Origin of the sequence: Polynucleobacter sp. MWH-Braz-FAM2G (assembly GCF_018687635.1) — a bacterium.
Classification (GTDB): domain Bacteria; phylum Pseudomonadota; class Gammaproteobacteria; order Burkholderiales; family Burkholderiaceae; genus Polynucleobacter.
This window is the reverse complement of the sequence record NZ_CP061300.1, coordinates 394,927-419,777: the sequence shown is the minus strand read 5'-3', so window position 1 is coordinate 419,777 and position 24,851 is coordinate 394,927. Positions and strand designations below refer to the sequence as shown.

Genomic DNA, 24,851 nt, shown 5'->3' with positions numbered 1-24,851 from the left:
AACTTATTCCAACCCTTGCGCCCGAAGTTCGGCACGATCATCCGCCCAGCCACGCTTCACTTTGACCCAGGTCTCCAAGAAAACCTTGCCGTCGAAAAGCTTCTCCATATCGATACGAGCATCCGTTGAAATCTTTTTGAGGCGCTCGCCCTTTTGCCCAATAATCATTGCCTTGTGACTGTCGCGATCGACCAAAATGGTCGCCGCTATGCGACGCATTTTGCCATCCATCCTAAATTGATCAATCACTACAGTGCTGGTGTAAGGCAACTCTTCGCCCGTAAAGCGAAACACTTTTTCACGCAGAATTTCAGCTGCCAAGAAACGCTCGCTACGATCCGTAATAGTATCGCCGTCGTAAACAGCTGGAGCTTCAGGTAGATACCCCTCAAGGACATCCAGCAATCTTTCGATATCACCTGGACTCTTTGCACTCATGGGAACGATTTCAGCAAACTCACACTTCTGATCCTCATGACCACCCAACTCACACCAAGGGCGAGCCATTTCCTTAATAAAACTCAACAATGCTTGATCACGCTCAGAGGGCGCTTGAAATTTGCTATTAAATAAGTCCAGCTTATTTAGAACTAGAACCACCGGCAAATCATCCGGGAGTAGCTTCAATACTTTCTTATCGTCTTCACCAAAGTAGCCAGCTTCAACCACAAAGCAGACCACATTCACATCCTGTAAAGCAGTGGTGACAGTTCGGTTCAGCGCCTTGTTCAAGGTATTCATCAAGCGCGTTTGAAAACCAGGCGTATCGATAAAAATAAATTGCGCTTCTTCCCGATTCTGAATCCCTAAAATCCGATGACGAGTAGTTTGCGCCTTACGCGAGGTAATGCTAATTTTTTGACCAACTAGCGCATTGAGCAAGGTTGATTTGCCCATATTGGGACGCCCAACGATGGCGATGGTGCCGCATCTAAACACGATTAGCCCTTCAGCTTAAGATTTAATTGTTCTTCAGTTGCTTCTTTTTTAGCCGCCTTTTTCTTGGCAGACCGAGTTTTCTTGGGTTTACGTGATTCTTGTGGCAAGGCTTTTAGCACTGCTAATAAAGCCATTTTTGCGGCAGCTTGTTCTGCAGCGCGACGAGATGCGCCCTCACCTTTAACGGCCACCTTGAGATTAGGAATCAAGCATTCAACTTCAAATTGCTGATTGTGGGCAGCGCCAGTTGTACCAGTCACGTTGTATGTCGGCAAAGGTAGTTGATAGCTTTGCAAACATTCCTGCAAAAGAGTTTTATCGTCCTTACCCAATGTCTTGGGATCTACATTCGCCAAAATGATGGAATATAGTTTACGCAAACAAGTTTTAGCCGCTTCAAAACCGCCATCTACAAAAATAGCGCCTGTAACTGCCTCCAATGTATCAGCCAATATAGAGGGGCGACGAAAGCCACCACTTTTAAGCTCTCCTTCACCTAGGCGCAGGTAATCGGACAAGGATAAAGTTTGCGCAATCTCATATAAAGCCTGTTGCTTGACTAAGTTCGCGCGCACACGAGAGAGATCTCCCTCATCTAAATCTGAATATCGCTCATAAAGCATTTCAGCGACAACGCAATTTAGAATGGAGTCACCCAAAAATTCAAGGCGTTCATTATTCTTCTTGCTATGACTGCGGTGAGTCAATGCCTGATTCAATAACTCTGGCTTCTTGAATGCGTAGCCAAGGCGATCTTGCAGCGGTCCTGTATCAATGACGGCACGTGCATTCATGATGATTACTCGAAGCCGCCTATGCGACCTAGATTACCGAGATTTAACCAAACAAAGAATGCCTTGCCAACAATATTCTTGTCTGGCACAAAACCCCAGTAGCGTGAATCTGCACTGTTATCTCGGTTGTCGCCCATAGCGAAATAATGACCAGGAGGCACTTTGCATGTCAAGCCATTTGGCTGATATTGACAGAATTCAAATCCCGGAAAACGCTCTGTTGGAAAAACGGTAGCAGGACGATCAGGATCATTGAGGATCTCGTGACGATTACCGCCTAAGTCTGCCGGAAAAGTTTCGGTGAAACGCTTGGCGTAACGCATATTTTCAGGATCGAGATAAGATTCGCCGCCACTGTACTGCAAGGGCTGACCATTGATAGTCAGACGTTTATTCTCATATGTGATTTCATCGCCAGGTAAGGCCACTACACGCTTAATGTAATCCACGGACTCATCGCGAGGATAACGGAATACCACCACATCTCCACGTTTAGGTGAACCGAGGTCAACGATTTTTTGATTCAGCACTGGCAGACGAATTCCATAGGTAAATTTATTTACCAAAATAAAATCGCCAATTTGCAATGTTGGAATCATTGATCCCGATGGAATTTTGAAGGGCTCTGCAATAAAAGAACGCAAGACAAACACTGCGCAGATTACTGGGAAAAAACCAGCCGTGTACTCCAACCACAAAGGTATACGATCAATACCAGCCAATCGTCTTTGGGGAGCAAAATAAAGCTTATCAGCAACCCATGCGATGCCAGTTGTGACAACTAGAATTAAAAGGATTAGAGCAAAGTTCATTAATCCTCCACCTGCAAAATAGCCAAGAACGCTTCTTGTGGAATCTCCACATTACCCACCTGCTTCATGCGTTTCTTACCTTCTTTTTGTTTTTCTAGAAGTTTGCGTTTACGGGATATATCGCCACCGTAGCACTTGGCCAATACGTTCTTACGTAAAGCCTTCACATTTTCACGAGCAACAATATTGCTACCTATTGCAGCCTGAATAGCTACATCAAACATTTGGCGTGGAATAATGCCACGCATTTTTGCAACGACTTCGCGCCCGCGATGCTGGCTATTACTTCTATGCACAATGACTGACAAAGCGTCAACGCGATCACCATTGATCAAAATATCTACCTTAACTACATCGGCAGGTCGGTATTCCTTAAATTCGTAATCCATTGAAGCGTAACCGCGCGAAATGGACTTCAGCCTGTCAAAGAAATCCAGAACAATTTCTGCCATTGGCAATTCATATGTGAGTTGTACCTGACGACCGAGATAGTTCATACCCGTCTGAATACCACGCTTCCCGACACACAAGGTAATGACTGAACCTACGTATTCTTGAGGCATGTACAGATTGACAGTCACAATCGGCTCCATGATGGTGTCAACCTTACTAGTCTCCGGCATCTTAGATGGGTTATCCACCATCAAAATCGTGCCATCAGACTGTTGCACCTGATACACCACCGTAGGAGCAGTAGTAATCAGATTCATACCGTATTGACGCTCTAAGCGTTCTTGCACAATCTCCATATGGAGTAGCCCCAAGAACCCGCAACGAAATCCAAATCCTAGAGCCTGAGAAACCTCTGGCTCATACAAGAGAGAAGCGTCATTTAATTTGAGTTTTTCGAGTGATTCACGCAGTTGATCATATTCACTCGCCTCTACTGGATAAAGACCGGCAAATACTTGCGGCTTCACCTCTTTAAAACCAGGCAATGGCTCAGCAGCAGGAACTCGTCCTTGTTGCCCAGAAGAATGGGTCACTGTATCGCCAACCTTGGCAGCCTTTAATTCTTTAATGCCGGCAATCACAAAGCCCACTTGACCAGCAGACAATTCTGGACGATCAACTGACTTAGGACTAAATACACCAACATGCTCAACTAAATGGCTTGAGCCATTTGCCATTAAGGTAATTTTTTCTTTTGGCTTCAAGGTGCCGTTAACAACGCGTATCAACATGACAACACCTACGTAGTTGTCAAACCAAGAATCAATAATCAAAGCTTGTAATGGTTCCGCTGCATTACCTTTTGGCGGAGGCACCCTAGCAATCATCTCTTCAATGACATCCTGAACGCCTAGACCTGTTTTGGCCGAACAAGTCACCGCATCTGATGCATCAATACCAATCACATCTTCAATTTCTTTTTTAGCGCGATCAGGATCGGCTTGCGGCAAATCAATTTTGTTGAGCACAGGCACCACTTCAACACCCAACTCAAGAGCCATGTAACAGTTTGCTACCGTTTGGGCTTCTACACCCTGGCTGGCATCGACCACCAACAAAGCACCCTCACAAGCGGACAAAGAACGACTTACTTCATAAGAGAAGTCAACGTGCCCAGGGGTATCAATCAGATTGAGGTTGTAGACCTTACCGTCTTTCGCTTTGTAATTTAAAGCAGCAGTTTGAGCCTTAATCGTAATGCCACGCTCGCGCTCAATATCCATTGAGTCTAGAACTTGCGCTTCCATTTCGCGATCAGAAAGACCGCCACAAAGTTGAATAATGCGATCAGCAAGCGTTGATTTGCCGTGATCAATATGAGCGATGATAGAAAAATTGCGGATTAAATCCATAGCGTCTTAATAAGTCATTTAAAAAACGCCTTGTCAGAACGCACCACAATGATGCGCTGCAAAAAGTCGTCTTGAAGTGATTGTAATGGGTGGCGCCCCAAAGGCGCCGAACCCCATTTTTAACCCCAGAATTGGGTTATTTTGGCCTTACAGGGACCACCAAGGTACTGTCTGCACGCCTAATAAAGACCGGAACAGCCTTATTGGCATCCAAACCCTTTACCAAGGCTTCAAACTGCTTAACGCTTGTTATATCAGCGTCTGCGACCCGAATAATGACATCTCCAGGTCGAATACCAGCCTTAACCAAGGGGCCATCACCCAATCCCGTTACCTCAACCCCGCCCTTAATATTGAGATCCTTCTTTTTGGCATCGGATAACTCGGCAACAGCAACGCCAAGGGAGTTGGCGCTATTGCCATTAGCCGCCGGAGCATCAGACTTCTTATTATTTGCCTGAGTGGATTCTGAATCGGCCACGGTTACCGTTAAATCGCGCGTTCCCCCTTTGCGCCATACCTGAACACTCGCCGAAGTACCTGGCTTTGTTTCACCAACCAATCTTGGAAGATCTGTTGACTTAGTAATTTCGCGGCCATTAAAGCTCAGAATCACGTCACCAGCTTCGATGCCGCCATTGGCAGCAGGACCACCTGGCTCGACATTACGAACATAAGCGCCACGAGGTTTCCCTAAACCCAAACTCTCAGCCACTTCTTTAGTCATTTCACCCAAAGCTACGCCAATACGACCACGAGTCATTCTTCCATTGGTACGCAATTGATCTGCCACTCGCATCGCCTCATCTATAGGAATCGCAAATGAAATTCCCATGTAGCCACCAGAACGACTAAAGATTTGCGAATTAATACCAATGACCTGACCAGCAGTATTTAAAAGCGGGCCGCCGGAGTTACCAGGATTGACTGCAACGTCCGTTTGAATAAAGGGCAAATAGTCTCCAGTATCACGACTTTTGGCGGACACAATACCTGCAGTGACCGTATTCTCAAGTCCAAATGGAGAGCCAATTGCAAGCACCCACTCTCCTACCCGCACCTTGGAAGAATCACCCAAAGGAAGTTTTGGTAAATCACGTGCTTCAATTTTCACAACCGCAACATCAGTGCGTTTGTCCATACCCATCAACTTCGCCTTGAACTCACGTTTATCGGTTAGGGTGACATAGATAGTGGTTGCACCTTCTACTACGTGAGCGTTTGTCAAAATCAAACCATTGGATTCAATAATGAATCCAGAGCCCACACCTCGATCTGCTTCTTGTGGTTTTCCAGAATTTGGCTGCGGTTGCTTTGGACCATTCGGAATTCCAGGGATAGGAACGCCAAAAAAACGACGGAAGAATTCCGCTTGATCTTCAGGCATTCCTGGAATACCGCCTTGAGTCTGTTGTACCGCCACTTTTTCAGTAACACGGATATTGACCACCGCTGGGCTAGCTCGCTCAACCAAGTCAGCAAAATCCGGAATAGTTACTCGCGGGTTTTGTGCAGAGGCTGTTGGGATAAATGCAGCTTGCCCAAGACTAAAGATAGCCATGAGCGTAATTAAGAACTTTTTCATAATGCTAAAGACCTACTTGGTAAAGACCAACAATAAAGATATTGAGAATATTAGGTCAATTTGCCAAAAATCAAGGTACCGTTAGTACCCCCAAAGCCAAAATTGTTTTTGACTGCATGGTCAATCTTTACATCCCTAGCGGTATTGGCGCAGTAGTCCAAGTCGCATTCAGGGTCTTGATTAAAGATATTGATCGTAGGTGGTGACTTCTGGTTATGAAGCGCCAAAATAGTAAACACTGATTCCAAGCCACCCGCGCCGCCTAAAAGGTGGCCAGTCATTGACTTAGTAGAGTTAATTAAGGCTTTCTTAGCATGATCGCCTAAAGCGGCCTTGATTGCTTCAGTTTCATTCTTATCACCTAATGGTGTAGAAGTGCCATGCGCATTGAGATACTGAATTTGATCCGGATTAAGTTGGGCATCACGCATTGCGTTGACCATGCAACGACGCGGACCATCCATATTTGGTGCAGTCATGTGATACGCATCACCGCTCATACCAAAGCCGAGAAGTTCGCAATAAATTTTTGCGCCACGTGCTTTTGCATGTTCGTATTCTTCAAGCACCACTACACCAGCGCCTTCGCCCAGTACAAAGCCATCTCGATCTTTATCCCAAGGGCGGGATGCCGTAGCAGGATCGTCGTTTCGAGTAGAGAGCGCTCTAGCGGAGGCAAAACCACCCACGCCCAAAGCTGAGATTGTAGATTCGGCGCCACCAGCAACCATGACATCAGCGTCACCATACTGTATTAAACGGGCAGCCAAACCAATGCTATGCAATCCAGTAGTACAGGCAGTAACAGCAGCAACGTTTGGTCCTTTAAGCCCAAACAAAATGCTCAGATGCCCCGAAATCATATTGATGATTGAACCTGGAACAAAGAAGGGGGAAATACGACGAGGACCCCGCGCTAGCATCTCAGCGCTTGTATCCTCAATCATTGGCAAGCCGCCAATTCCTGAGCCCACCATCACACCAACACGCTCGGCGTTTTGCTCAGTAATTTCTAGTCCGCTATCACGAATCGCTTGCGTACCCGCTGCGATGCCGTAATGGATAAATGTATCCATATGGCGCGCCTCTTTAGCGCTGACATAATCTTCGACATTGAAATCTTTCACCTCTCCAGCGAAATGAACGCTAAGTGGAGTGTGATCAAACTTGGTGATGGTAGCAATGCCAGACTTGCCTGCAAGCAAGTTTGACCAAGCTACATCAACAGAATTACCAACAGGCGAGATGAGGCCAAGACCGGTTACTACTACCCGGCGTCGGCCATTTGATGCTGACACAGTAATACCTAGGCTAGGGAATTAACCCTGAGCTTTTGATTTAGCGAAGTCGATCGCGAGCTGAACTGTGGTGATCTTTTCAGCTTCCTCATCAGGAATTTCGATGCCGAATTCATCTTCCAAAGCCATTACCAGCTCAACAGTGTCAAGAGAGTCAGCGCCCAAGTCGTTCACAAAAGAAGATTCATTTTTGATATCTGCTTCTGCGACGCCCAATTGCTCAGCGACGATTTTCTTAACGCGTTGTTCGATGTTATCCATTAATTTCCCCAGGGGTTGTAAAAAACGATGGAAAGATTTTATCAGTTTGGTAGACCGAATTAGCAAATTCGCCTAAAAATGACAAAATCCTTGCTTTGCCGTTAGGCTAAATATAGTCCGCCATTGACGTGTAGGGTATTACCCGTAATATAACCAGCAGCTGGGGAGGCCAAAAAAGCCACCGCCTGAGCTACATCCTCAGGACTGCCTAAACGAGCCAAAGGAATGTTCACTTTTAGTGCATTTTGTTGCTCTTCGCTTAAGGCACGCGTCATGTCGGTATCAATAAATCCTGGCGCCACGCAATTGACAGTGATATTACGACTTCCAATCTCACGAGCTAAAGCGCGGGTCATACCTGAAACACCTGCTTTTGCAGCGGCATAATTAGCCTGCCCAGGGTTACCCATATGTCCAACAATAGAAGTGATATTGATAATGCGACCGCCACGAGCCTTCATCATTGGACGCATGACTGCTTGAGATAAACGAAATACCGAACTTAAATTCGTATCGATTACATCAGTCCACTCATCCGTCTTCATACGCATCGCCAAATTATCACGTGTGATACCAGCATTGTTCACCAGAATATTGATACCGCCATACTCTTTAACAATCAAATCGATGATTTCTTCGCACGCATTTGGCTCAGTCACGTTTAATACTTTGCCAGCACCACCTGAAGACTTTAGACGTTCATCAATCGCTTTCGCGCCGCTCTCTGAAGTGGCGGTACCAATCACTTTGGCCCCACACTTCACCAATTCATCTGCAATCGCTTGACCAATGCCACGCGATGCTCCAGTTACTAAAGCAATTTGTCCACTTAAATCGAGATTCATAATTGTCTTCCGCTGATTTCTATATTTCTTTAATTTGAATTTTTATTTGAGACTTACCAAAACTTCATTCAAGCTAGTTTCATCAAACACGGGTACGCCAGTAAGCTGATCATTTATACGCTTAGTGAGTCCAGCCAAAACTTTACCCGGACCACACTCCACTACTTGGGTAATACCTTGTTGAGCCATCGCCTGAATGGTCTCTTGCCAACGCACAGGCTTGGCTGCTTGTCGCACCAAAGCATCTTTAATCGCGACAGGATCGTTCAAGATAGCTACATCTACGTTATTTATTACCGGAATAGTCGGTGCTTTAAATTCAATATTAGCTAAATAGCCTTGGAGCTTTTCAGAGGCTGGCTGCAATAAGGAAGAGTGAAATGGAGCGGATACTGGTAATGGCAATGCACGTTTAGCACCTGCTGCCTTTAGTAACTCGCACGCTTTAGTAACAGCATCACTTGCACCCGCGATTACCACTTGACCAGGGGCATTAAAATTAACTGCCTCAACTATACCGCCCGAAGCAGCACTCGCTTCAGCGCATACCTTGATCACAGTTGCATCATCTAAACCAAGAATCGCCGCCATACCACCAGTACCGACTGGCACCGCACTTTGCATTGCCTCAGCACGAAAGCGAACCAAAGGCACTGCATCTTTAAATGAAATAACGCCTGATGAAACTAAGGCAGAGTACTCCCCAAGACTATGTCCTGCCATTACCTTAGGAACAGGACCGCCTGCAGCCAACCATGAACGATAAAAAGCCACGCCTGCGGTCAACATGACTGGTTGAGTATTGGTAGTTAGAGACAAAGCCTCCGCAGGACCTTCAGCAATCAGTTTTGCAACATCCTCGCCCAAAGCATCGGAGGCTTCTTGCAAGGTCACCTTTACTTCTGGTCGCTGTGAAATCGAATTGAGCATCCCAACAGATTGAGAACCTTGGCCTGGAAATACAAATGCAAATGTCATGTGATTAATTCGCTAAAAAGAAATAAATAAAAATAGTGAATCGTTTGTATGAAAAATTTCTAATACTTAATGGCAACCGCGCCCCATGCAAAGCCTCCACCAACACCCTCTAATAGAAGATGTTGACCGCGCTGAATTTGTCCAGAGCGCACACCCGAATCTAGTGCTAATGGGATCGATGCAGCGGAGGTGTTGCCGTGCTCATGCACCGTGACAATAACCTTATCCATAGACATGCCCATCTTCTTGGCAGTGCCTTCCATAATCCGAATATTGGCTTGATGCGGCACCAGCCAATCAATTTGTTCTGGCTTGAGATTAGCCTTTGCTAATGCCTCATGAGCTACTTGCTCTAGCACCTTAACAGCTAGCTTAAAGACCGCTTGACCATCCATGGTCATATATGGAGAACCATGCACTTCGCCATTACCTGCGCGCCCAGGAACACACAAAATATCGCGTTGACTACCATCAGCATGTAATGCTGTTGAAAGAATACCCGCCTCATTTGAAGCCTCAAGAACTACTGCACCAGCGCCATCACCAAACAAAACACAAGTACCGCGATCTTGAAAGTTCAGGATGCGTGAAAATGTTTCAGAGCCAATCACCAACACTTTCCGATAGCTTCCCGCACGAATAAAAGCATCGGCAATCGCGAGAGCGTATGTAAAACCAGCGCAAACTGCTTGTACATCAAAAGCAGCACATGCAGTATGAGCTCCTAATTTGTCTTGCACCACACAGGCCGTACTTGGAAAGCCGCCTAAATGATCGGGTGTAGATGTTGCCAAAATAATGAGGTCTAATTCTTCAGATGTAATGCCAGCGCTCTCAAGCGCTGCTTGCGAAGCCTTCACTGCTAAGTCGCTAGTGAGCTCATTCTCAGCAGCAAAATGACGTGCAGAGATTCCGCTACGTGTTTTAATCCATTCATCACTGGTCTCGAGACCAGTTTTAGCAAGGCGCTCTACTAGATCTTGATTGGTCAATCGCATTTCCGGAAGATAACTTCCAGTGCCGGCCACTCTTGCAAAGATACTCATACTTTTGTCTCCACCACAAAGGCTGCTGCAATACGCTCCACCATACGATTTTTAGCCGCTTCATATGCGCGATCTAAAGCAAATCCAAATGCAAAACGGTCAGCTGACCCATGACTCTTAATCACACATCCGCGCAAACCCAACAATACTGCACCGTTATAACGACGGTGATCAACACGCTTACGCACTCTGAGCAAAGGTACCATCGCACAAACAGCCATAAGCTTAGTGAGCCATGAGCGATTAAATTCTTCCCGAATAAAACCACTCATCATTTTTGCCAAGCCTTCACTTGCCTTAAGGACCACATTTCCAACAAAGCCATCGCACACCACAATATCGGTGGTACCTTTGAAAATATCATTGCCTTCTACGTTGCCATAAAAATTGAGCGAAGTTTGACGCAACAACTCACTTGTTTGCTTCACCACTTCATTACCCTTAATGACTTCCTCACCGATATTCAGCAACCCGATAGATGGATTCGGTTTGCCATCAACCACCTGCACCATAACGTTTGCCATTTGCGCAAATTGCACTAAGTGCATTGGCTCGCAATCAGCATTAGCGCCCAGATCCAACATTGTTGTTCCGAGACCTAGCTCATTTGGAATAGCAGTCGCAATGGCAGGACGATCTACACCTTCAAGTGTTTTCAGAATATAGCGAGAAATCGCCATCAGGGCACCGGTATTGCCAGAAGAGACAACGGCATCCGCTACGCCCTCCTTGACTTGTGTAATTGCAACGCGCATAGACGAATCTTTTTTGCGACGCAAAGCAACTTCAATAGGATCATCCATCAACACCACTTCACTAGCGGGGGTGATTTGAATGCGCTCCATGGGAGCCTTGGGGGACTTACTTAAAACTTGCTTGATCAAGTCGGGATCGCCCACTAGGACAATCTTGACATCAGAATGTTTTTCTAAAAAATCGCAGGCAGCAGGAACCGTCACGACGACTCCATGATCTCCGCCCATGGCATCAATTGCTAGAGTAACGCTCATAAACTCATTGATTGCTGCAAGTGATTTATCCAAGAAAAAAGCGGCTTTATATAGAGCCGCTTCTATCTGTTTGGACTAAAAAATTAGTCGTTTTTTGTTTTAACAACTTTACGGCCACGATAGTAGCCATTAGGTGAAATGTGGTGGCGCAAATGAGCCTCACCAGTTGTGGCTTCAACAGCCGTAGCAGGTGCGGTCAAAAAGTCGTGCGCACGATGCATGCCACGTTTGGAAGGTGATTTTTTGTTTTGTTGAACGGCCATATTGAACTCCTAAGCAAGGCGACATTCTAGCATGGAAAAGCGCCTAAATGCTTGATTTATCGAGCGCTCGTACTCAAAACAACAGTAAAAATATAACCCCTGATTTCAGTTTTTTTTCATATTTTTCAATATGTTAAAGGGATTTTCACGTTCATTTGACACCTCTTCGTCCGCCTCATCACCGAAGCTTGAGACGTGGGGCTCACAAAAGCCATCTGGATGCTTAGGAATGAGGGGTAATGACAACAAAACTTCGTCTTCTATGGTTTCAAGGAGGTTGAAATGCTGATTTACCACCAAAGGCTCCTGCTCCTCGTCCTCAATGGGATAAGCATCCGCCTCGGCTTCAGTCAAAACGAGCACAAAGCGGCGCTTTTCATCCAATTCGACCGCACAATCTTGCAAACAGCGCTGGCAAACTAGGTGCAGACGCCCTTTTAGACCTAAATCTAAAATTTGATGGGGCTCGCTTCCCGGTGAATCTTCAAAATGAGTCTCAATTGACCAATCAAAGCCGTCACCTGGGATGGCAGTTGACACTTCCTCAGCCACCCTAGGTAAATCTGAGATGCCCAAAAAACCAGCACCCTTATAGGATTGTGGAGCACAAAAATCCACCTTTTTTAAAGCATTTGGCTCAGTAGGTAGTTCGACTTGAGGTAAAACTTGATTACGATTCATGACATCAGTCTAAATGAATGCAAGCTAGAAAGCACAGTTATATATGAGTATCGCTACGAATGCCCCAAAAAATCCAAATCTCATCTTGGCCTCAACATCTAAATATCGATGCGAACTTTTAGGGCGTCTGCGCATTCCCTTTGAAGTGATTTCTCCGCAGGTTGATGAAACCCCGCTTACCAACGAGAGCACTCTTGAATTAGCCCTTCGTCTTGCTCATGCCAAAGCAGCGGCAGTTGCAAAATTACATCCTCATGCTTGGGTTATTGGATCTGATCAAGTTGCAGATCTTTGCGGAGCAGCCATTGGCAAGCCTGGTAATTTCGAAAGAGCATTAGCGCAGTTGCAATTGATGCGTGGTGCAACCGTGACATTTCATACAGCACTATGTCTTATGAAAGGTGAAATGCAAACTACATTAAGCGTTCCAACCGAAGTCACTTTTCGCAAGCTCCCCGATGATGTATTAGAAAACTATTTACTGGCTGAGGAGCCTTATGATTGCGCAGGTAGCGCAAAATCTGAAGGTTTAGGCATCAGCCTATTAGAGTCGATCAAAAGCGAGGACCCAACAGCCTTAATTGGCTTACCACTCATTGCATTAACCGGTTTACTACGCGATGCAGGATTTGCGATTCCATCAAAAACTAATTAATAGAAAATAGAAGAAGTTATCTATGAGCAAACTCGGCACACTGTATTTAGTTCCCAACACCCTAGGTGATGATGGCCGCGCAGATCAGCTCCCCTGGGTATTGCCTGCCGAAACCATTGCGCAATCAGCCAAGCTAAGGCACTGGATTGTGGAAGATGCCAAAACAGCACGAGCTCTATTAAAAGCTATTGATACCGTTTCTGCGCTGACATGTACTATTCAAGAAATGCAAATGAGTGAGTGGCGTGGTGCAGCACGCAATGCCAAGTATGGTGACTCAATAAAACCTGTTGATTTGCTCAAGCCGCTACTTGCAGGTAACGATATGGGTTTAATGTCCGAAGCGGGGGTTCCGGGCGTAGCAGACCCAGGTGCTGAATTAGTTCTAGAAGCTCATAAACTGGGTGCTCAGGTGAAGCCATTGGTTGGTCCAAGCTCCATATTGCTGGGACTAATGGCAAGCGGTCTTAATGGGCAACGTTTTGCATTTCAGGGCTACTTGCCACATGACGCCCATGAACGCACCAGCAAACTCAAACAACTGGAGATTGAATCTAGAAAATTTCAGCAAACTCAAATATGGATTGAGACACCTTATCGTAATGCTGCCATGCTCATGGCTTGCATTCATTCGTTAGCACCACAAAGCCTGCTTTGTCTTGGCGTGGATCTCAGTCTCAAATCTGAGATGGTCACAACTCTTTCGATTGCTGAATGGCGTAAACGTTACCCCAATGAAACAGCTTGTGCGTCATTACAAAATAGGCCAACAGTATTTCTACTATTGGCCTAGCTTAAGAATTACATAAGCAATTCTTAAGCTTTATTACTTAAGGTCTGGTGTCTTAACCAACGCTTTGCCTGCAGCGGCTCCGGCCTCAGCTCCAAAGCGCTTAGCTACTCGCTCAGCAAAGTTTTCTTTCATGGTGTAGTCAAAGATATCGGGAGCCTTAAAGATATCGCGCGCAACCGTATCAACCGTGCCATAACCATCTGCAAGTCCAATCTTGACTGCTTGCTCACCATTCCAAATTCGACCGGAGAATAAATCGGGAATATCTTTTAAACGATCGCCACGACCTTCTTTAACTACCTTAATAAATTGTTGATGAATCTCATCAATCATGGTTTTCACCATTTCAACTTGCTTGGGATTTTCTTTACTAAATGGATCAAGCATGCCCTTATTGGAGCCCGAAGTAATCATGCGACGAGTCACACCAAGCTTATCCATTAAGCCAGTGAATCCAAAACCCTCCATGATGACGCCGATAGATCCCACAAGACTTGCCTTATCAACCAAGATTTGATCTGCAGCGACTGCTACGTAGTATCCGCCAGATGCGCAAATATCTTCAACTACTACATAAAATGGTTTCTTGGGATATAACTTGCGTAAGCGATGTATTTCATCATTGATCATGCCGGCCTGAACTGGGGAACCGCCAGGACTATTAATGCGCAAGACAACTCCAGCACTATGTTCATTCTCAAACGCCGAAACCAAGGATGAATTGATATCCATTGCATTGGCCATCGAGCTTGAGGAAATTTCTCCTTCAAGAGTAACCAAAGCTGTATGTTTTTCAACACCCATACCTTTTCCAGGAAGATGAAAATCAAATATAGAAAGTAAGGCTCCCAAAATCACAAGCAATGTAAGTACTCGTAATACAGCCTTCCAGCGACGCGCTTTACGTGTCTCTTTTAAATTCTCCAACAAGAGGTGTTCAAGCGCTTGTCGCTCCCAATTTTGATTTGGATTGTTTTCCATCATTTCATTTCCTAGTGTTGCAAATTATTTTTAAGCCATTGAGATAGTTGAGCAACATTGTCCACATGCGCTAAGGAAGGCGAAGATTTCAAGGTATCAGGTGGATGAGCGCCATAAGTAACCGCAACAGCGTCTACCCCCGCATTGGCTGCCATATCCAAATCATGCGTGGTATCACCAATCATGAGCATACGACGTGTAGGCACTTGAGTGGCATCGGACAGCTCCAACAACATGCCTGGATGCGGCTTTGAAAAAGACTCATCGGCCGTGCGGGTTTCATGAAAAAGATGTCCAATTTGATGGTGCTTCAGTGAGCGATCCAGTCCTACGCGAGATTTACCAGTCGCTACGCCCAATAGATATTGTTCCGCATGCAATTCCTCAAGCAAATCTCGTATGCCGACAAACAAATCAAGCTCGTGATCTTTAGCCAGATAGTGATATCTGAATCGATCGGTCAGCTTTTGAAAATGAATTGGCTCAATCCAAGGTACCGCTCTTCGCAATGAATCCTGAATTCCCAAACCAATGACCGAGCTCGCTAACTTGTCATCGGGCTCCTTAAAGCCTAAATCACGACAAGCCTGTTGTATGCAATGCACAATCGTTGGCGTGGAATCCATAATGGTTCCGTCCCAATCCCAAACAATGAGATCATAAGGACGATTTAATTTATTGGCTTGCGACATACTTAAGTTACTTTAATTGCACTACTCAAATGTTTTCATCATGGCAGTAAATTCTGGAGGCAATGGCGATTCAATCCGCATCTTCTCCCCAGTACGGGGATGCGTAAAACCTGCCAAATGCGCATGAAGATATAAGCGCTTAGATTTAATTAGTTTATCGATATCTTCAAAACCATATTTGTCATCCCCCAGAATCGCGTGACCCAGCTTTTGAAGATGCACCCGAATTTGATGGGTACGCCCAGTTTTTAGCTGAGCTTCAGCCAGAGTAATCGCTGCATCATCCCGTTTAAAGGTTTTAGTTACCCTCAATGCCGTATGGCTCGGTAAACCATCTGGGTCGACGCGAACCCGACGCTCGCCATTGGCGAGAAGATATTTATGAAGCGGGTATTTGAGTTGCATCGTTTGGGGGCCTTGCACAATTTCTCCATGTGCAAGCAAGAAATAGCGCTTGTCGGTTTGGCCCTCACGGATTTGACGATGGAGCTCAACTAAAGCGCTACGCTTTTTGGCCAAGAGCAATACTCCTGAAGTATCTCGATCCAAACGGTGAACTAATTCCAAAAACTTGAGCTCTGGACGGGTTATCCGCAAGGTTTCAATAACCCCAAGAGCGATACCCGAACCACCATGAACAGCTAAACCCGCTGGTTTATCTACTATTAAAAGGGCCTCATCTTCAAAAAGAATAGGCATTTTGTCTGAGTAGCCATGCGCTCTAGACTTAGTCTGAGCAGAATTCACGGCAGCCATTTGGGCAGGTTCAGCAATTCGAACGGGTGGAACCCGCACCACATCCCCCTCTATTAAGCGGGTTGTTGGCTCAGCCCGCTTTTTATTGACCCGCACCTCACCCGACCGAATAATTCGATAAACATGACTTTTCGGGACGCCTTTAGCCCAACGTAGTAAATAGTTATCTAAACGTTGACCAGCCTCTTCCGGACCAATAGTCTGAAGATGCACTGCAGCAGGCGCTGATGAAGAAGGCGTTTTTACCTTTAAGGATCTGGAAATGGGTTCGGATTTCATGATTTATCTCTCTCGCAAACCCAATGGGGGACCACAAGGGACTCAACAATACCCCATTGTCATGCAACTTGTGCCGTATAATCAACGCTCTAGCCAATTTATTGGCCCGAGACCAGCCTGAAGTCAGGTTTGAATCGTGGAGCTTGGAGTCGCCCTTAATAGACTCCCGGGGTTGCCCCTCCCCCGTTGTAATGAGGCGCAGGGTTGGTGTGCCGTATGCCGCGACCCGCGATTAGAAGACAGTTTTCAGGCGCGCGCCTGCATTGATGACCTAAAGGAGGTCTCTGCGGCGATCGTCAAGTGTGGCACCGATTTAACCAACCGTTAACTGGGTGAACTAGGCAAAAAATGTCTAGATTTGCATGATCCACACTCATAAACCGCCCTAGGCTCAGTCCTAAGCGGTCCCTAACCTGTCCCCTAACGCAGCGCGCAACGACGCCCTCCCTACACAGGAGAGAGTGTTATGAAACGCATGTTGTTTAATGCAACTCAACAAGAAGAGTTGCGAGTTGCCATCGTTGATGGTCAAAAACTCATTGATATCGATATCGAAGCTGCCGGTCGTGAACAACGCAAAGGCAATATTTACAAAGGTGTGATTACCCGTATTGAGCCCTCTTTAGAGGCCTGCTTTGTCAATTATGGCGAAGAACGTCATGGCTTTTTGCCATTCAAAGAGGTTGCCCGCAGCTATTTTAAAGAGGGCATCGACGTCCGTAATGCCTCTATTAAGGACGCCTTACGCGAAGGTCAAGAAATCATTGTTCAAGTAGAAAAGGAAGAGCGTGGCCAAAAAGGCGCTGCCCTCACCTCATTTATCTCCTTGGCAGGCCGTTATTTGGTCTTAATGCCAAATAACCCGCGCGGAGGCGGCGTTTCCCGCCGCATTGAAGGCGAAGACCGTCAAGAACTTCGTGAAGCCATGTCTCAATTGGAAGTACCAGATGGTATGAGCATCATTGCTCGTACAGCTGGCATTGGTCGTGATGCTACTGAATTGCAATGGGACTTAAGTTACCTCATGCAATTGTGGAAAGCGATTGATGAAGCCGCTAAAGGCAATTCAGCCCCACTATTGATCTACCTAGAATCAAGCTTGGTGATTCGCGCGATTCGCGATTACTTCCAGCCAGATATTGGCGAGATTCTCATCGATACCGATGACATTTATGAACAAGCTGCTGCATTTATGTCTGTTGTTATGCCAGACAACTTGCCGCGAGTAAAACGCTATCAAGACGATGTGCCTTTGTTCTCGCGTTTCCAAATTGAGCATCAAATTGAAACTGCGTACTCACGTACTGTGCCACTGCCATCTGGCGGCGCAATCGTAATCGACCACACAGAAGCTTTGGTTTCTGTGGACGTGAACTCGGCACGCGCAACCCGTGGTTCCGACATTGAAGAGACTGCTACCCGCACTAACTTAGAAGCTGCAGATGAAATCGCCCGTCAAGCACGTTTACGTGACTTGGGAGGTTTAGTCGTTATTGACTTCATCGACATGGAATCCAGCAAAGCCCAGAAAGATGTTGAGAATCGTTTACGTGACGCATTACGTCATGACCGCGCTCGCGTTCAAATGGGCAAGATCTCCAAATTTGGCTTAATGGAAATGTCTCGTCAGCGCTTACGTCCAGCGCTCTCTGAAGGTAGTCATGTAACCTGCCCACGTTGTAACGGTACAGGCCATATTCGCGATACTGAATCTTCTGCATTGCAAGTTCTGCGCATCATTCAAGAAGAGGCAATGAAAGAAAACACGGCTGCAATTCATACACAGGTGCCAGTCGAAGTGGCTGCCTTCCTGTTAAATGAAAAACGCGCTGAAGTGATCAAGATTGAGACACGCTTCAAAGTCAATGTATTGATGGTGCCGAACAAGCATCTAGAAACTCCACACTACAAATTAGAGCGTTTGCGTCACGACGATCCACGTCTAGATGATCAAAAAGCAAGCTATGTAATGGCTGAAGAAGCTGCGCGTGAATTGGAAACAGATACAACAGTGAGCAAAAAAGATGCCGATGTGAAGGCACGTCCGGAAGCTGCTGTTAAAGGCATTACTCCAACACAACCTGCACCAATGAGCCAACCTCGTCCTGCTCGTACTGAAAAAGTGGCAACAGAAAGCTCTGGTGGTTTCTTTGGATTTATTAAGAAACTCTTCGCTTCATCACCTAAAGAAGAAGCAAAGCCAGCGCCAAGCAATAATCGTGGTCGCAACCAAGGGCGTGGCAACGATCGTAATCGTGGCCGTAATCGCCGCGGTGAACGTACCGATCGCACTGAGCGTCCAGTAGCGAATGCGGCCGAGAGTAGCGCGCCAACAGAAGGCGGCAACAACAATCGCAATCGTAACAACCGTAACGGAAACCGTAATCAAGGCAATCAAAATGGTCCGAAACCAGAACGCCAAGCTAACCCAGTTGCAATTACACCTGCAACTGAAGCTGCTCCTGGTAGCGAAACTACTCCGAGTGCTGATGGCGAAGAGCGTCGTGGACGTGGTCGAAACCGTCGTGGACGTGGTCGTGGTCAACGTGAACGTGGCGAACGTACTGAGGGTGGTAACGATGCAGCGAATGCACCAGCCACTGCGATAACAGCCAATCCATTTGCAGGTCCGCCCGTTGGTATGGCTGGCGCATCTGCAAGCATGCCGATTCAGAACATCGTCAGTAGCTTTAGCAATGCAAAACCTGTAGCAGAAAAACAAGAGCGATCAGAGCGTGCACCACGTGCTCCACGTCAATCCAATCGCCCTGCGCAAGACTCTGCTGCAAATCCTGTAACTACACCGACACCAGTAGTGGCTGTTGCTTCAGTGGCAACAGTAGAGGTAATTACTAAGCCGGCACCAGAACTTCCTAAAGTATCTTTCCAAGCTCTTGAGGAGACTCCGTTACACAGTGTTGTGCAATCTGCAGGCATGATTTGGGTCAGCACCGACTCATCTAAGCATGCTGAAGCGCAAAACCAGATTCAGGCAGAGCCTGTGGTTCATAACCTCGGCAGAGCCCCTAAGCCCGCCGCCCAACTTCCAGATGGTCCAATGGTTTTAGTTGAAACCGGCGGTCAGGAAAAAACGGTTTAAACCATCTACAGCTTTTTCTCTAGACCGCCATTTATCCCAAAAGGATATTTGGCGGTTTGGCAGAATCCCCATTTCACAGCCATAATTGAGAATATGGTTGAAAAAGCAATCCCCAAAGTGATTCCTATACGCATTGATGAAGGCAGAGGACTAACTCCGTCTATTGGCACTCACCTACTTCAACCACATGGTCAAACTAAAGACGCTCGCGGCCGCACCCTAAGAGATCTGCGCATATCTGTAACTGATCGCTGCAACTTTCGCTGCACCTATTGCATGCCAAAAGAAGTATTCGATCAAAACTATCCTTATCTAGCTCATAAAGAATTATTAAGCTTTGAGGAAATAGCTCGCCTAACGACAATTTTCTCTACTTTGGGTGTTGAAAAAATTAGACTAACTGGTGGCGAACCTTTATTGCGCAAAAACTTAGAAGTGCTCATTGAAATGCTGGCACAAATTCAGACATCTGATGGCAAGCCGCTAGATCTTACATTAACGACTAACGGCAGTATCTTACGTAAAAAAGCGGCTGCATTAAAAGCTGCTGGTCTACAAAGATTAACAGTCAGTCTAGATGGCTTAGACGATGCCATCTTTAAGAAAATGAATGATGTTGATTTTCCGGTAGCCGATGTACTGGATGGAATTCAAGCAGCTCAAGAAGTTGGCTTTGAGAATATCAAAGTGAATATGGTTGTTAAAAAAGGCACCAACGATCACGAGATTGTTTCAATGGCTAAACACTTCAAAGGTAGCGGTGTCATTCTGCGCTTTATTGAATTTATGGATGTCGGCAGCTCGAATGGATGGAATATGGATCAAGTGCTGCCATCCAAAGAAGTGATTGCCAGAATTAACGAAGTGTTCCCGCTTGAGTCGATTGAAGCAAACTACACTGGTGAAGTTGCACAGCGTTGGCGCTATCTCGATGGCACAGGGGAGATTGGTGTGATCTCGAGCGTTACCCAAACCTTTTGCCATGAATGCACCAGAGCACGAATTTCCACTGATGGTCAAATGTATCTCTGCCTGTTTGCGAATGAAGGCTTTGATTTCAAAACCTTATTGCGCTCTGGAAAAAGTGATCTTGAAATAGCCAACGCAGTAATGAATACCTGGTCTACCCGTGATGATCACTATTCAGAAATTCGGGGCTTAAATACCGACACCCAATCATCCAATAACCGTAAGGTTGAAATGTCATATATTGGTGGTTAATGATTTTCACTAAAGATATTACGGGGCTCATTCTTGCAGGCGGACGAGCGCAACGCATGGGCGGCATCGACAAAGGTTTAATCCCTTTTCATGGGCAACCACTCATTGAGTCGACTATCGCCAGACTAAAGCCTCAGACTCAAACAATCCTCATTAACGCAAACCGCAACATTACAAAATACGCGGCTTACGGATATCCCGTAGTCATGGATGAAGCGCCCGATTTTTCTGGTCCTTTGGCTGGATTTTCAGTAGGTCTGAAATTCTGCAAAACTCCCTATCTACTAACCTCCCCTTGCGACTCCCCTCTGCTTCCTAAAAATTTAGCTGAACTATTGATTGCCGAAATGGAACGCGGAGATTTTCAACTGGTATATGCCTCTAGTAAAGAATCCGATGGGAAAGTTTGGGCTCAACCTGTTTTTTGCCTGATGCGTAGTAACTTACAAGATTCATTGAATCAGTTTCTCAAAACAGGCAATCTAAAAATTGATCGTTGGTTTCAGGAACTACACAGCAGCACCGTAATCTTTGATGATCCGCAAACCTTTGCCAATGTGAATACACCTGAAGAGTTGAAAGCGCTAGAAGAAGCATCATCATGAGCCATTCCCCAAACGAACCCATCCTCTTGACTTCATCACTTCATGTTGATGATGCACGCCAGGCGATTGCAGGATTAGTAAATGATCTTATCCAAGAATCGACAGCCCTTCATGATCATGACGCCATTGAAACGGTTTCTTTAGATCAAGCGATTGATCGCATTTTGGCTATAGACTTACTATCGCCGATAGATGTACCAGCTGCGGATAACTCAGCCATGGATGGTTTTGCATTTGACGGTAAATGCCTAAATACAGGTAGCGCGAACATTACATTGCGCATAGTGGGTAGCGTCTTTGCAGGTAAGCCTTATGAAGGATCGGTTGCTCCTGGTGACTGCCTCAAAATCATGACCGGGGCAGTTATGCCAGCAGGTTGCGACACCGTTATTCCACAAGAATTTACCAGCGCCATCACTGAGAATTCCATTGAGTTCAAAAGCGATCAATTAAAGCTTGGTGAGAATCGACGCTTACGTGGCGAAGATCTTCAAAAAGGCAAGCCGGCAATTGCAGCTGGCAGACTACTCCGCCCCTCCGATCTGGGTTTAGCCGCATCTTTAGGTATAGCTTCGTTGCAAGTGAAGCGAAGACTGAAGGTTGCAATTTTGTCCTCGGGCGATGAGCTACGCACCCTAGGGCAGGAGTTGGATGCGGGAAGCATCTATGACAGCAATCGCTACAGCCTGACTGGCTTACTCAATCGCCTCAATTTAGACATCATCGATTGCGGCATTGTGCGCGATGACCCCACCTCATTAAAAAAGGCCTTTATTGAGGCAGCGGGCAAAGCAGATGTGCTTATTTCATCTGGAGGTGTTTCAGTTGGTGAAGCGGACTTCACTAAACAAATCATGCAAGAACTCGGGGATGTCGGCTTTTGGAAAATTGCTATGCGTCCAGGTCGACCTATGGCATTTGGTGTATTAAAACCAACACCCGGAAATGCTCGCAAGACCCTCTTTTTTGGCTTACCTGGTAATCCAGTAGCAGTCATGGTGACGTTTTATCAGTTTGTTCGTGCCGCCCTATTGCAGCTCAATGGTGCAAACCAAACAGAACCACCACTAACTCAGGCCATTGCCGAGGAGCCTATTCGGAAAAAGCCTGGTCGCACTGAGTTTCAACGCGCCATCTTGGGGCGTGGGACTGATGGGAAACCAACCGTCAGGCTAACTGGAAGCCAAGGTGCTGGCATCTTACGATCGATGAGTGAAGCAAATTGTTTTGTCATTCTCGGGCATGACCAGGGAAACATTGCAGCTGGAGACTGGGTAGATGTAGCGCTTTTCGATGGACTGCTTTAAGATTGCGTCATCATGAAACTTACCAAAAAAGAACTAGCCTTCCTAGACCCGATGCACACAGCCAAAACCTTAGTTTTGGTTTACCTTTGTTTCTCCGTACCAATCGTTTTATTGGCACTATTTGTGGCCTTTATCCGTGATGGAGCAATCCCAGGATTTACTGTCTTATCCGCATTAATTCTGAATGCTCTTCTTGGATTTGCTTTGCTATGGATTGCCTGCAAAGTCTACAACTGGGTTGCAGGAAAATTTGGTGGCATCGAATTAGCAATGCGCGAACTTCCAGAAGAGATTGATGCTGAATAATTAATCACAACTAAAGTTCATCTCATTAGCAAAGCCGAGCAAATGCTCGGCTTTATTTTTTATCACCCCTAAACTTTTAGCCTGAATAAATTTCCACGTTAATTAAACTCGGTGGTTTTTTTCCTGCTAGTGCTGCGCATAAATTTTCAATTGCCAAATCAACCATTGCTCTACGTGTAGCCTCAGTAGCACTCGCAATGTGCGGAGCAAGCACGACATTACTTAATTTAAGTAAGTCAGGATGAACAACTGGCTCCCCCTCGAATACATCTAAACCAGCAGCAAAAATTCTTTTTTCTTTGAGCGCTTGTGCCAATGCAGCGTCATCCACAATACCTCCACGGGCTATATTGATGAGAGTGGCAGTGGGTTTCATGAGTGCGATTTCTTTAGCACCAATGGTGTGATGACTCTGTGCGCTATATGGCAATACGAGCATTACATGGTCAGCAGTACGAAGTAATTCTTCTTTAGAAACATACTTGGCACCACAAGCCTTTTCATCAGCATCTGATAGACGACTACGATTGTGATAAATCACCTTCATTCCAAAAGCTAGGGCGCGCTTAGCTATTCCTTGACCAATTCGCCCCATGCCGACGATACCCAGTGTGCTGTGATGTATATCCATACCAAGCGGGTTATTCACGATAGACCACTTATCCCATTGACCAGCTCTAACCCAGTGCTCAGACTCAGTAATGCGTCTTGCCGTTGCCATGAGCAATGCAAACCCAAAGTCAGCCGTGGTATCGGTTAATACATCAGGGGTATTAGTGGCCATGACGCCTGCCGCAGTCATTGCTGGGACATCAAAGTTGTTATATCCAACAGAAATATTAGCCACAATCTTCAGATTTTCTGCGTGCGCCAAAGCATTAGCATCAATTCGTTCACTACCAGCTACCAAAGCCCCTACAACCCCTGAAAGCTCTTTTTGCAGCTCTTCAGGAGTGAAAATCCGATCCTCTTGATTTGATCTCACATCAAAAGACTCCTCCAGCTTGGCTAAAGCCTCTGGAAATATCGCTCTTGCTACCAAAATTTTGGGTTTTGAGCTACCGAGTAAAGAATTTGACTGTGTTTTCATAGGTGGAACTTTACCTCAACTAAATAGACCCTTTCGCCTGAAAAATAGGCTATTTCGGCTAAAATTGATCTTTTATAACCTAGCGCCCAACTTTTGGGAGCTCTTGAAACAAAACCACCATGACTTACGTTGTTACCGAATCCTGTATCCGCTGCAAATACACCGACTGCGTCGATGTTTGCCCAGTCGACTGCTTCCGCGAAGGTCCCAATTTTTTGGTCATTGATCCGGACGAGTGCATTGACTGCGCTGTATGCGTCCCAGAGTGCCCAGTAAATGCCATTTATGCTGAAGATGATGTTCCTGGCGATCAACAAGCCTTCATCAAACTCAATGCTGAACTCTCGCCTTCTTGGACCTCGATTACCAAGTCCAAAGCAGCTCTTCCAGATGCTGAAGAATGGAAAGACGTTAAAAATAAACTTGATCAGCTTGTAAAGTAATTTACTAGCAAAATAAATTGTGTTGCACTCACCCACACAAACCGATGCCGTCATCATTGGCGCCGGTCCTGTGGGTCTTTTTCAGGTCTTTGAATTAGGCCTCTTAGAAATTAAAGCGCATGTCATTGATTCATTGCCTGAAGCAGGTGGGCAATGCATTGAGCTCTATCCAGATAAACCAATCTATGACACTCCTGCAATTCCAGTTTGTACGGGACGCGAGCTCACCAATAATCTATTGAAACAAATTGAACCCTTTGGACATACCACAACCTCACCTAAGCTCCACAAAGCTTTAGGAGTCAA

At 45.9% G+C, this 24,851-nt stretch carries 25 protein-coding genes and 1 pseudogene; 9 read left to right on the top strand and 17 right to left on the bottom strand.

Features of this window, described 5'->3' with window-relative positions; all coding sequences use genetic code 11:
* Positions 1-3: 3 nt before the first annotated feature.
* From era to FD973_RS02200, 13 genes are all read right to left on the bottom strand, one after another.
* Entirely contained in the window at positions 4-897 is an 894-nt protein-coding gene (gene era, locus FD973_RS02260) for a GTPase Era (protein ID WP_251368810.1), read from the bottom strand.
* A gap of 44 nt (positions 898-941) precedes the next feature.
* A complete protein-coding gene (gene rnc, locus FD973_RS02255; RefSeq protein WP_371816875.1) occupies positions 942-1,715 on the bottom strand; it encodes a ribonuclease III in 774 nt (257 codons plus the stop codon).
* Positions 1,716-1,738: 23 nt separating this feature from the next.
* Positions 1,739-2,545, bottom strand: a complete 807-nt coding sequence (lepB, locus tag FD973_RS02250) for a signal peptidase I (RefSeq protein ID WP_215324027.1) — start codon at positions 2,543-2,545, stop codon at positions 1,739-1,741.
* Positions 2,545-4,350: a translation elongation factor 4 gene (gene lepA, locus FD973_RS02245; protein ID WP_215324026.1), complete on the bottom strand. Its 1,806-nt coding sequence runs from the start codon at positions 4,348-4,350 to the stop codon at positions 2,545-2,547. Before lepA ends, lepB begins: the two co-directional genes overlap by 1 nt.
* A 136-nt stretch (positions 4,351-4,486) precedes the next feature.
* Entirely contained in the window at positions 4,487-5,935 is a 1,449-nt protein-coding gene (locus FD973_RS02240) for a DegQ family serine endoprotease (RefSeq protein ID WP_251368809.1), read from the bottom strand.
* A 50-nt stretch (positions 5,936-5,985) separates the two neighbouring features.
* A complete protein-coding gene (gene fabF, locus FD973_RS02235; RefSeq protein WP_215324025.1) occupies positions 5,986-7,233 on the bottom strand; it encodes a beta-ketoacyl-ACP synthase II in 1,248 nt (415 codons plus the stop codon).
* A gap of 21 nt (positions 7,234-7,254) precedes the next feature.
* Positions 7,255-7,494: an acyl carrier protein gene (acpP, locus tag FD973_RS02230; RefSeq protein ID WP_215324024.1), complete on the bottom strand. Its 240-nt coding sequence runs from the start codon at positions 7,492-7,494 to the stop codon at positions 7,255-7,257.
* 101 nt (positions 7,495-7,595) lie between these two features.
* Complete coding sequence (gene fabG, locus FD973_RS02225) at positions 7,596-8,339, bottom strand: 3-oxoacyl-ACP reductase FabG (RefSeq protein WP_215324023.1); 744 nt, start codon at positions 8,337-8,339, stop codon at positions 7,596-7,598.
* A gap of 42 nt (positions 8,340-8,381) precedes the next feature.
* Positions 8,382-9,317, bottom strand: a complete 936-nt coding sequence (gene fabD / locus FD973_RS02220) for an ACP S-malonyltransferase (protein WP_215324022.1) — start codon at positions 9,315-9,317, stop codon at positions 8,382-8,384.
* A gap of 59 nt (positions 9,318-9,376) precedes the next feature.
* Positions 9,377-10,363 (bottom strand): beta-ketoacyl-ACP synthase III, encoded by a 987-nt coding sequence (locus FD973_RS02215; protein ID WP_215324021.1) that lies wholly within the window; start codon positions 10,361-10,363, stop codon positions 9,377-9,379.
* Positions 10,360-11,373: a phosphate acyltransferase PlsX gene (gene plsX / locus FD973_RS02210; protein WP_215324672.1), complete on the bottom strand. Its 1,014-nt coding sequence runs from the start codon at positions 11,371-11,373 to the stop codon at positions 10,360-10,362. Before plsX ends, FD973_RS02215 begins: the two co-directional genes overlap by 4 nt.
* 83 nt (positions 11,374-11,456) lie before the next feature.
* The gene (gene rpmF, locus FD973_RS02205) at positions 11,457-11,636 is read right to left on the bottom strand and encodes a 50S ribosomal protein L32 (RefSeq protein ID WP_011902241.1); all 180 of its coding nucleotides are present in this window, start codon (positions 11,634-11,636) and stop codon (positions 11,457-11,459) included.
* Positions 11,637-11,741: 105 nt separating this feature from the next.
* The gene (locus FD973_RS02200) at positions 11,742-12,317 is read right to left on the bottom strand and encodes a DUF177 domain-containing protein (protein ID WP_215324020.1); all 576 of its coding nucleotides are present in this window, start codon (positions 12,315-12,317) and stop codon (positions 11,742-11,744) included.
* 43 nt (positions 12,318-12,360) lie between these two features.
* Here FD973_RS02200 and FD973_RS02195 point away from each other — a divergent pair, with 43 nt between their 5' ends.
* Positions 12,361-12,972 carry a Maf family nucleotide pyrophosphatase gene (locus tag FD973_RS02195; RefSeq protein ID WP_215324019.1) on the top strand — a complete coding sequence of 204 codons (612 nt, stop codon included), beginning with the start codon at positions 12,361-12,363 and terminating at the stop codon, positions 12,970-12,972.
* 22 nt (positions 12,973-12,994) lie between these two features.
* Positions 12,995-13,765 (top strand): SAM-dependent methyltransferase, encoded by a 771-nt coding sequence (locus tag FD973_RS02190; RefSeq protein ID WP_215324018.1) that lies wholly within the window; start codon positions 12,995-12,997, stop codon positions 13,763-13,765.
* A 33-nt stretch (positions 13,766-13,798) separates the two neighbouring features.
* On the opposite strand, the gene sppA is transcribed toward FD973_RS02190, so the two are convergent.
* Genes sppA through FD973_RS02175 form a run of 3 tightly spaced genes read right to left on the bottom strand, consistent with a single transcriptional unit; the run spans position 13,799 to position 16,473 of the window.
* Entirely contained in the window at positions 13,799-14,746 is a 948-nt protein-coding gene (sppA, locus tag FD973_RS02185) for a signal peptide peptidase SppA (RefSeq protein WP_215324671.1), read from the bottom strand.
* Positions 14,747-14,757: 11 nt separating this feature from the next.
* Positions 14,758-15,438 (bottom strand): HAD-IA family hydrolase, encoded by a 681-nt coding sequence (locus FD973_RS02180; RefSeq protein ID WP_215324017.1) that lies wholly within the window; start codon positions 15,436-15,438, stop codon positions 14,758-14,760.
* Between the two features lie 21 nt (positions 15,439-15,459).
* Complete coding sequence (locus FD973_RS02175) at positions 15,460-16,473, bottom strand: RluA family pseudouridine synthase (RefSeq protein WP_215324016.1); 1,014 nt, start codon at positions 16,471-16,473, stop codon at positions 15,460-15,462.
* A gap of 466 nt (positions 16,474-16,939) precedes the next feature.
* Here FD973_RS02175 and FD973_RS02170 point away from each other — a divergent pair, with 466 nt between their 5' ends.
* From FD973_RS02170 to FD973_RS02150, 5 genes are all read left to right on the top strand, one after another.
* Positions 16,940-19,573, top strand: a complete 2,634-nt coding sequence (locus FD973_RS02170; RefSeq protein ID WP_215324015.1) for an Rne/Rng family ribonuclease — start codon at positions 16,940-16,942, stop codon at positions 19,571-19,573.
* Between the two features lie 93 nt (positions 19,574-19,666).
* The gene (gene moaA, locus FD973_RS02165) at positions 19,667-20,794 is read left to right on the top strand and encodes a GTP 3',8-cyclase MoaA (RefSeq protein WP_215324014.1); all 1,128 of its coding nucleotides are present in this window, start codon (positions 19,667-19,669) and stop codon (positions 20,792-20,794) included.
* Positions 20,794-21,399: a molybdenum cofactor guanylyltransferase MobA gene (mobA, locus tag FD973_RS02160; protein ID WP_215324013.1), complete on the top strand. Its 606-nt coding sequence runs from the start codon at positions 20,794-20,796 to the stop codon at positions 21,397-21,399. Before moaA ends, mobA begins: the two co-directional genes overlap by 1 nt.
* Entirely contained in the window at positions 21,396-22,706 is a 1,311-nt protein-coding gene (gene glp, locus FD973_RS02155) for a gephyrin-like molybdotransferase Glp (RefSeq protein WP_215324012.1), read from the top strand. Before mobA ends, glp begins: the two co-directional genes overlap by 4 nt.
* A gap of 12 nt (positions 22,707-22,718) precedes the next feature.
* Positions 22,719-23,012, top strand: coding sequence for a hypothetical protein (locus FD973_RS02150; RefSeq protein ID WP_215324011.1), 294 nt, complete (start codon positions 22,719-22,721; stop codon positions 23,010-23,012).
* 76 nt (positions 23,013-23,088) lie between these two features.
* Here FD973_RS02150 and FD973_RS02145 read toward each other — a convergent pair whose 3' ends face one another.
* The gene (locus FD973_RS02145) at positions 23,089-24,102 is read right to left on the bottom strand and encodes a D-glycerate dehydrogenase (RefSeq protein WP_215324010.1); all 1,014 of its coding nucleotides are present in this window, start codon (positions 24,100-24,102) and stop codon (positions 23,089-23,091) included.
* Positions 24,103-24,221: 119 nt separating this feature from the next.
* Between FD973_RS02145 and fdxA the strand changes: the two genes are divergently transcribed.
* Together fdxA and FD973_RS02135 are read left to right on the top strand one after the other, a co-directional pair.
* A complete protein-coding gene (fdxA, locus tag FD973_RS02140; protein WP_068322070.1) occupies positions 24,222-24,545 on the top strand; it encodes a ferredoxin FdxA in 324 nt (107 codons plus the stop codon).
* A gap of 19 nt (positions 24,546-24,564) precedes the next feature.
* Positions 24,565-24,813: pseudogene (locus tag FD973_RS02135) on the top strand (ferredoxin--NADP(+) reductase); the annotation flags it as partial.
* Positions 24,814-24,851: the final 38 nt, after the last annotated feature.

Bases quoted from the DNA above. Each gene is read 5' to 3' on its own strand.
- FD973_RS02215 (WP_215324021.1), bottom strand. From the start codon at position 10,363: ATGAGTATCTTTGCAAGAGTGGCCGGCACTGGAAGTTATCTTCCGGAA.
- FD973_RS02195 (WP_215324019.1), top strand. From the start codon at position 12,361: ATGAGTATCGCTACGAATGCCCCAAAAAATCCAAATCTCATCTTGGCC.
- lepA (WP_215324026.1), bottom strand. From the start codon at position 4,350: ATGGATTTAATCCGCAATTTTTCTATCATCGCTCATATTGATCACGGC.
- fdxA (WP_068322070.1), top strand. From the start codon at position 24,222: ATGACTTACGTTGTTACCGAATCCTGTATCCGCTGCAAATACACCGAC.
- FD973_RS02175 (WP_215324016.1), bottom strand. From the start codon at position 16,473: ATGAAATCCGAACCCATTTCCAGATCCTTAAAGGTAAAAACGCCTTCT.
- moaA (WP_215324014.1), top strand. From the start codon at position 19,667: ATGGTTGAAAAAGCAATCCCCAAAGTGATTCCTATACGCATTGATGAA.
- FD973_RS02180 (WP_215324017.1), bottom strand. From the start codon at position 15,438: ATGTCGCAAGCCAATAAATTAAATCGTCCTTATGATCTCATTGTTTGG.
- plsX (WP_215324672.1), bottom strand. From the start codon at position 11,373: ATGAGCGTTACTCTAGCAATTGATGCCATGGGCGGAGATCATGGAGTC.
- era (WP_251368810.1), bottom strand. From the start codon at position 897: ATGGGCAAATCAACCTTGCTCAATGCGCTAGTTGGTCAAAAAATTAGC.
- lepB (WP_215324027.1), bottom strand. From the start codon at position 2,545: ATGAACTTTGCTCTAATCCTTTTAATTCTAGTTGTCACAACTGGCATC.
- mobA (WP_215324013.1), top strand. From the start codon at position 20,794: ATGATTTTCACTAAAGATATTACGGGGCTCATTCTTGCAGGCGGACGA.
- FD973_RS02200 (WP_215324020.1), bottom strand. From the start codon at position 12,317: ATGAATCGTAATCAAGTTTTACCTCAAGTCGAACTACCTACTGAGCCA.
- rpmF (WP_011902241.1), bottom strand. From the start codon at position 11,636: ATGGCCGTTCAACAAAACAAAAAATCACCTTCCAAACGTGGCATGCAT.
- FD973_RS02150 (WP_215324011.1), top strand. From the start codon at position 22,719: ATGAAACTTACCAAAAAAGAACTAGCCTTCCTAGACCCGATGCACACA.
- FD973_RS02240 (WP_251368809.1), bottom strand. From the start codon at position 5,935: ATGAAAAAGTTCTTAATTACGCTCATGGCTATCTTTAGTCTTGGGCAA.
- fabD (WP_215324022.1), bottom strand. From the start codon at position 9,317: ATGACATTTGCATTTGTATTTCCAGGCCAAGGTTCTCAATCTGTTGGG.
- FD973_RS02190 (WP_215324018.1), top strand. From the start codon at position 12,995: ATGAGCAAACTCGGCACACTGTATTTAGTTCCCAACACCCTAGGTGAT.
- fabG (WP_215324023.1), bottom strand. From the start codon at position 8,339: ATGAATCTCGATTTAAGTGGACAAATTGCTTTAGTAACTGGAGCATCG.
- acpP (WP_215324024.1), bottom strand. From the start codon at position 7,494: ATGGATAACATCGAACAACGCGTTAAGAAAATCGTCGCTGAGCAATTG.
- glp (WP_215324012.1), top strand. From the start codon at position 21,396: ATGAGCCATTCCCCAAACGAACCCATCCTCTTGACTTCATCACTTCAT.
- FD973_RS02145 (WP_215324010.1), bottom strand. From the start codon at position 24,102: ATGAAAACACAGTCAAATTCTTTACTCGGTAGCTCAAAACCCAAAATT.
- sppA (WP_215324671.1), bottom strand. From the start codon at position 14,746: ATGGAAAACAATCCAAATCAAAATTGGGAGCGACAAGCGCTTGAACAC.
- FD973_RS02170 (WP_215324015.1), top strand. From the start codon at position 16,940: ATGAAACGCATGTTGTTTAATGCAACTCAACAAGAAGAGTTGCGAGTT.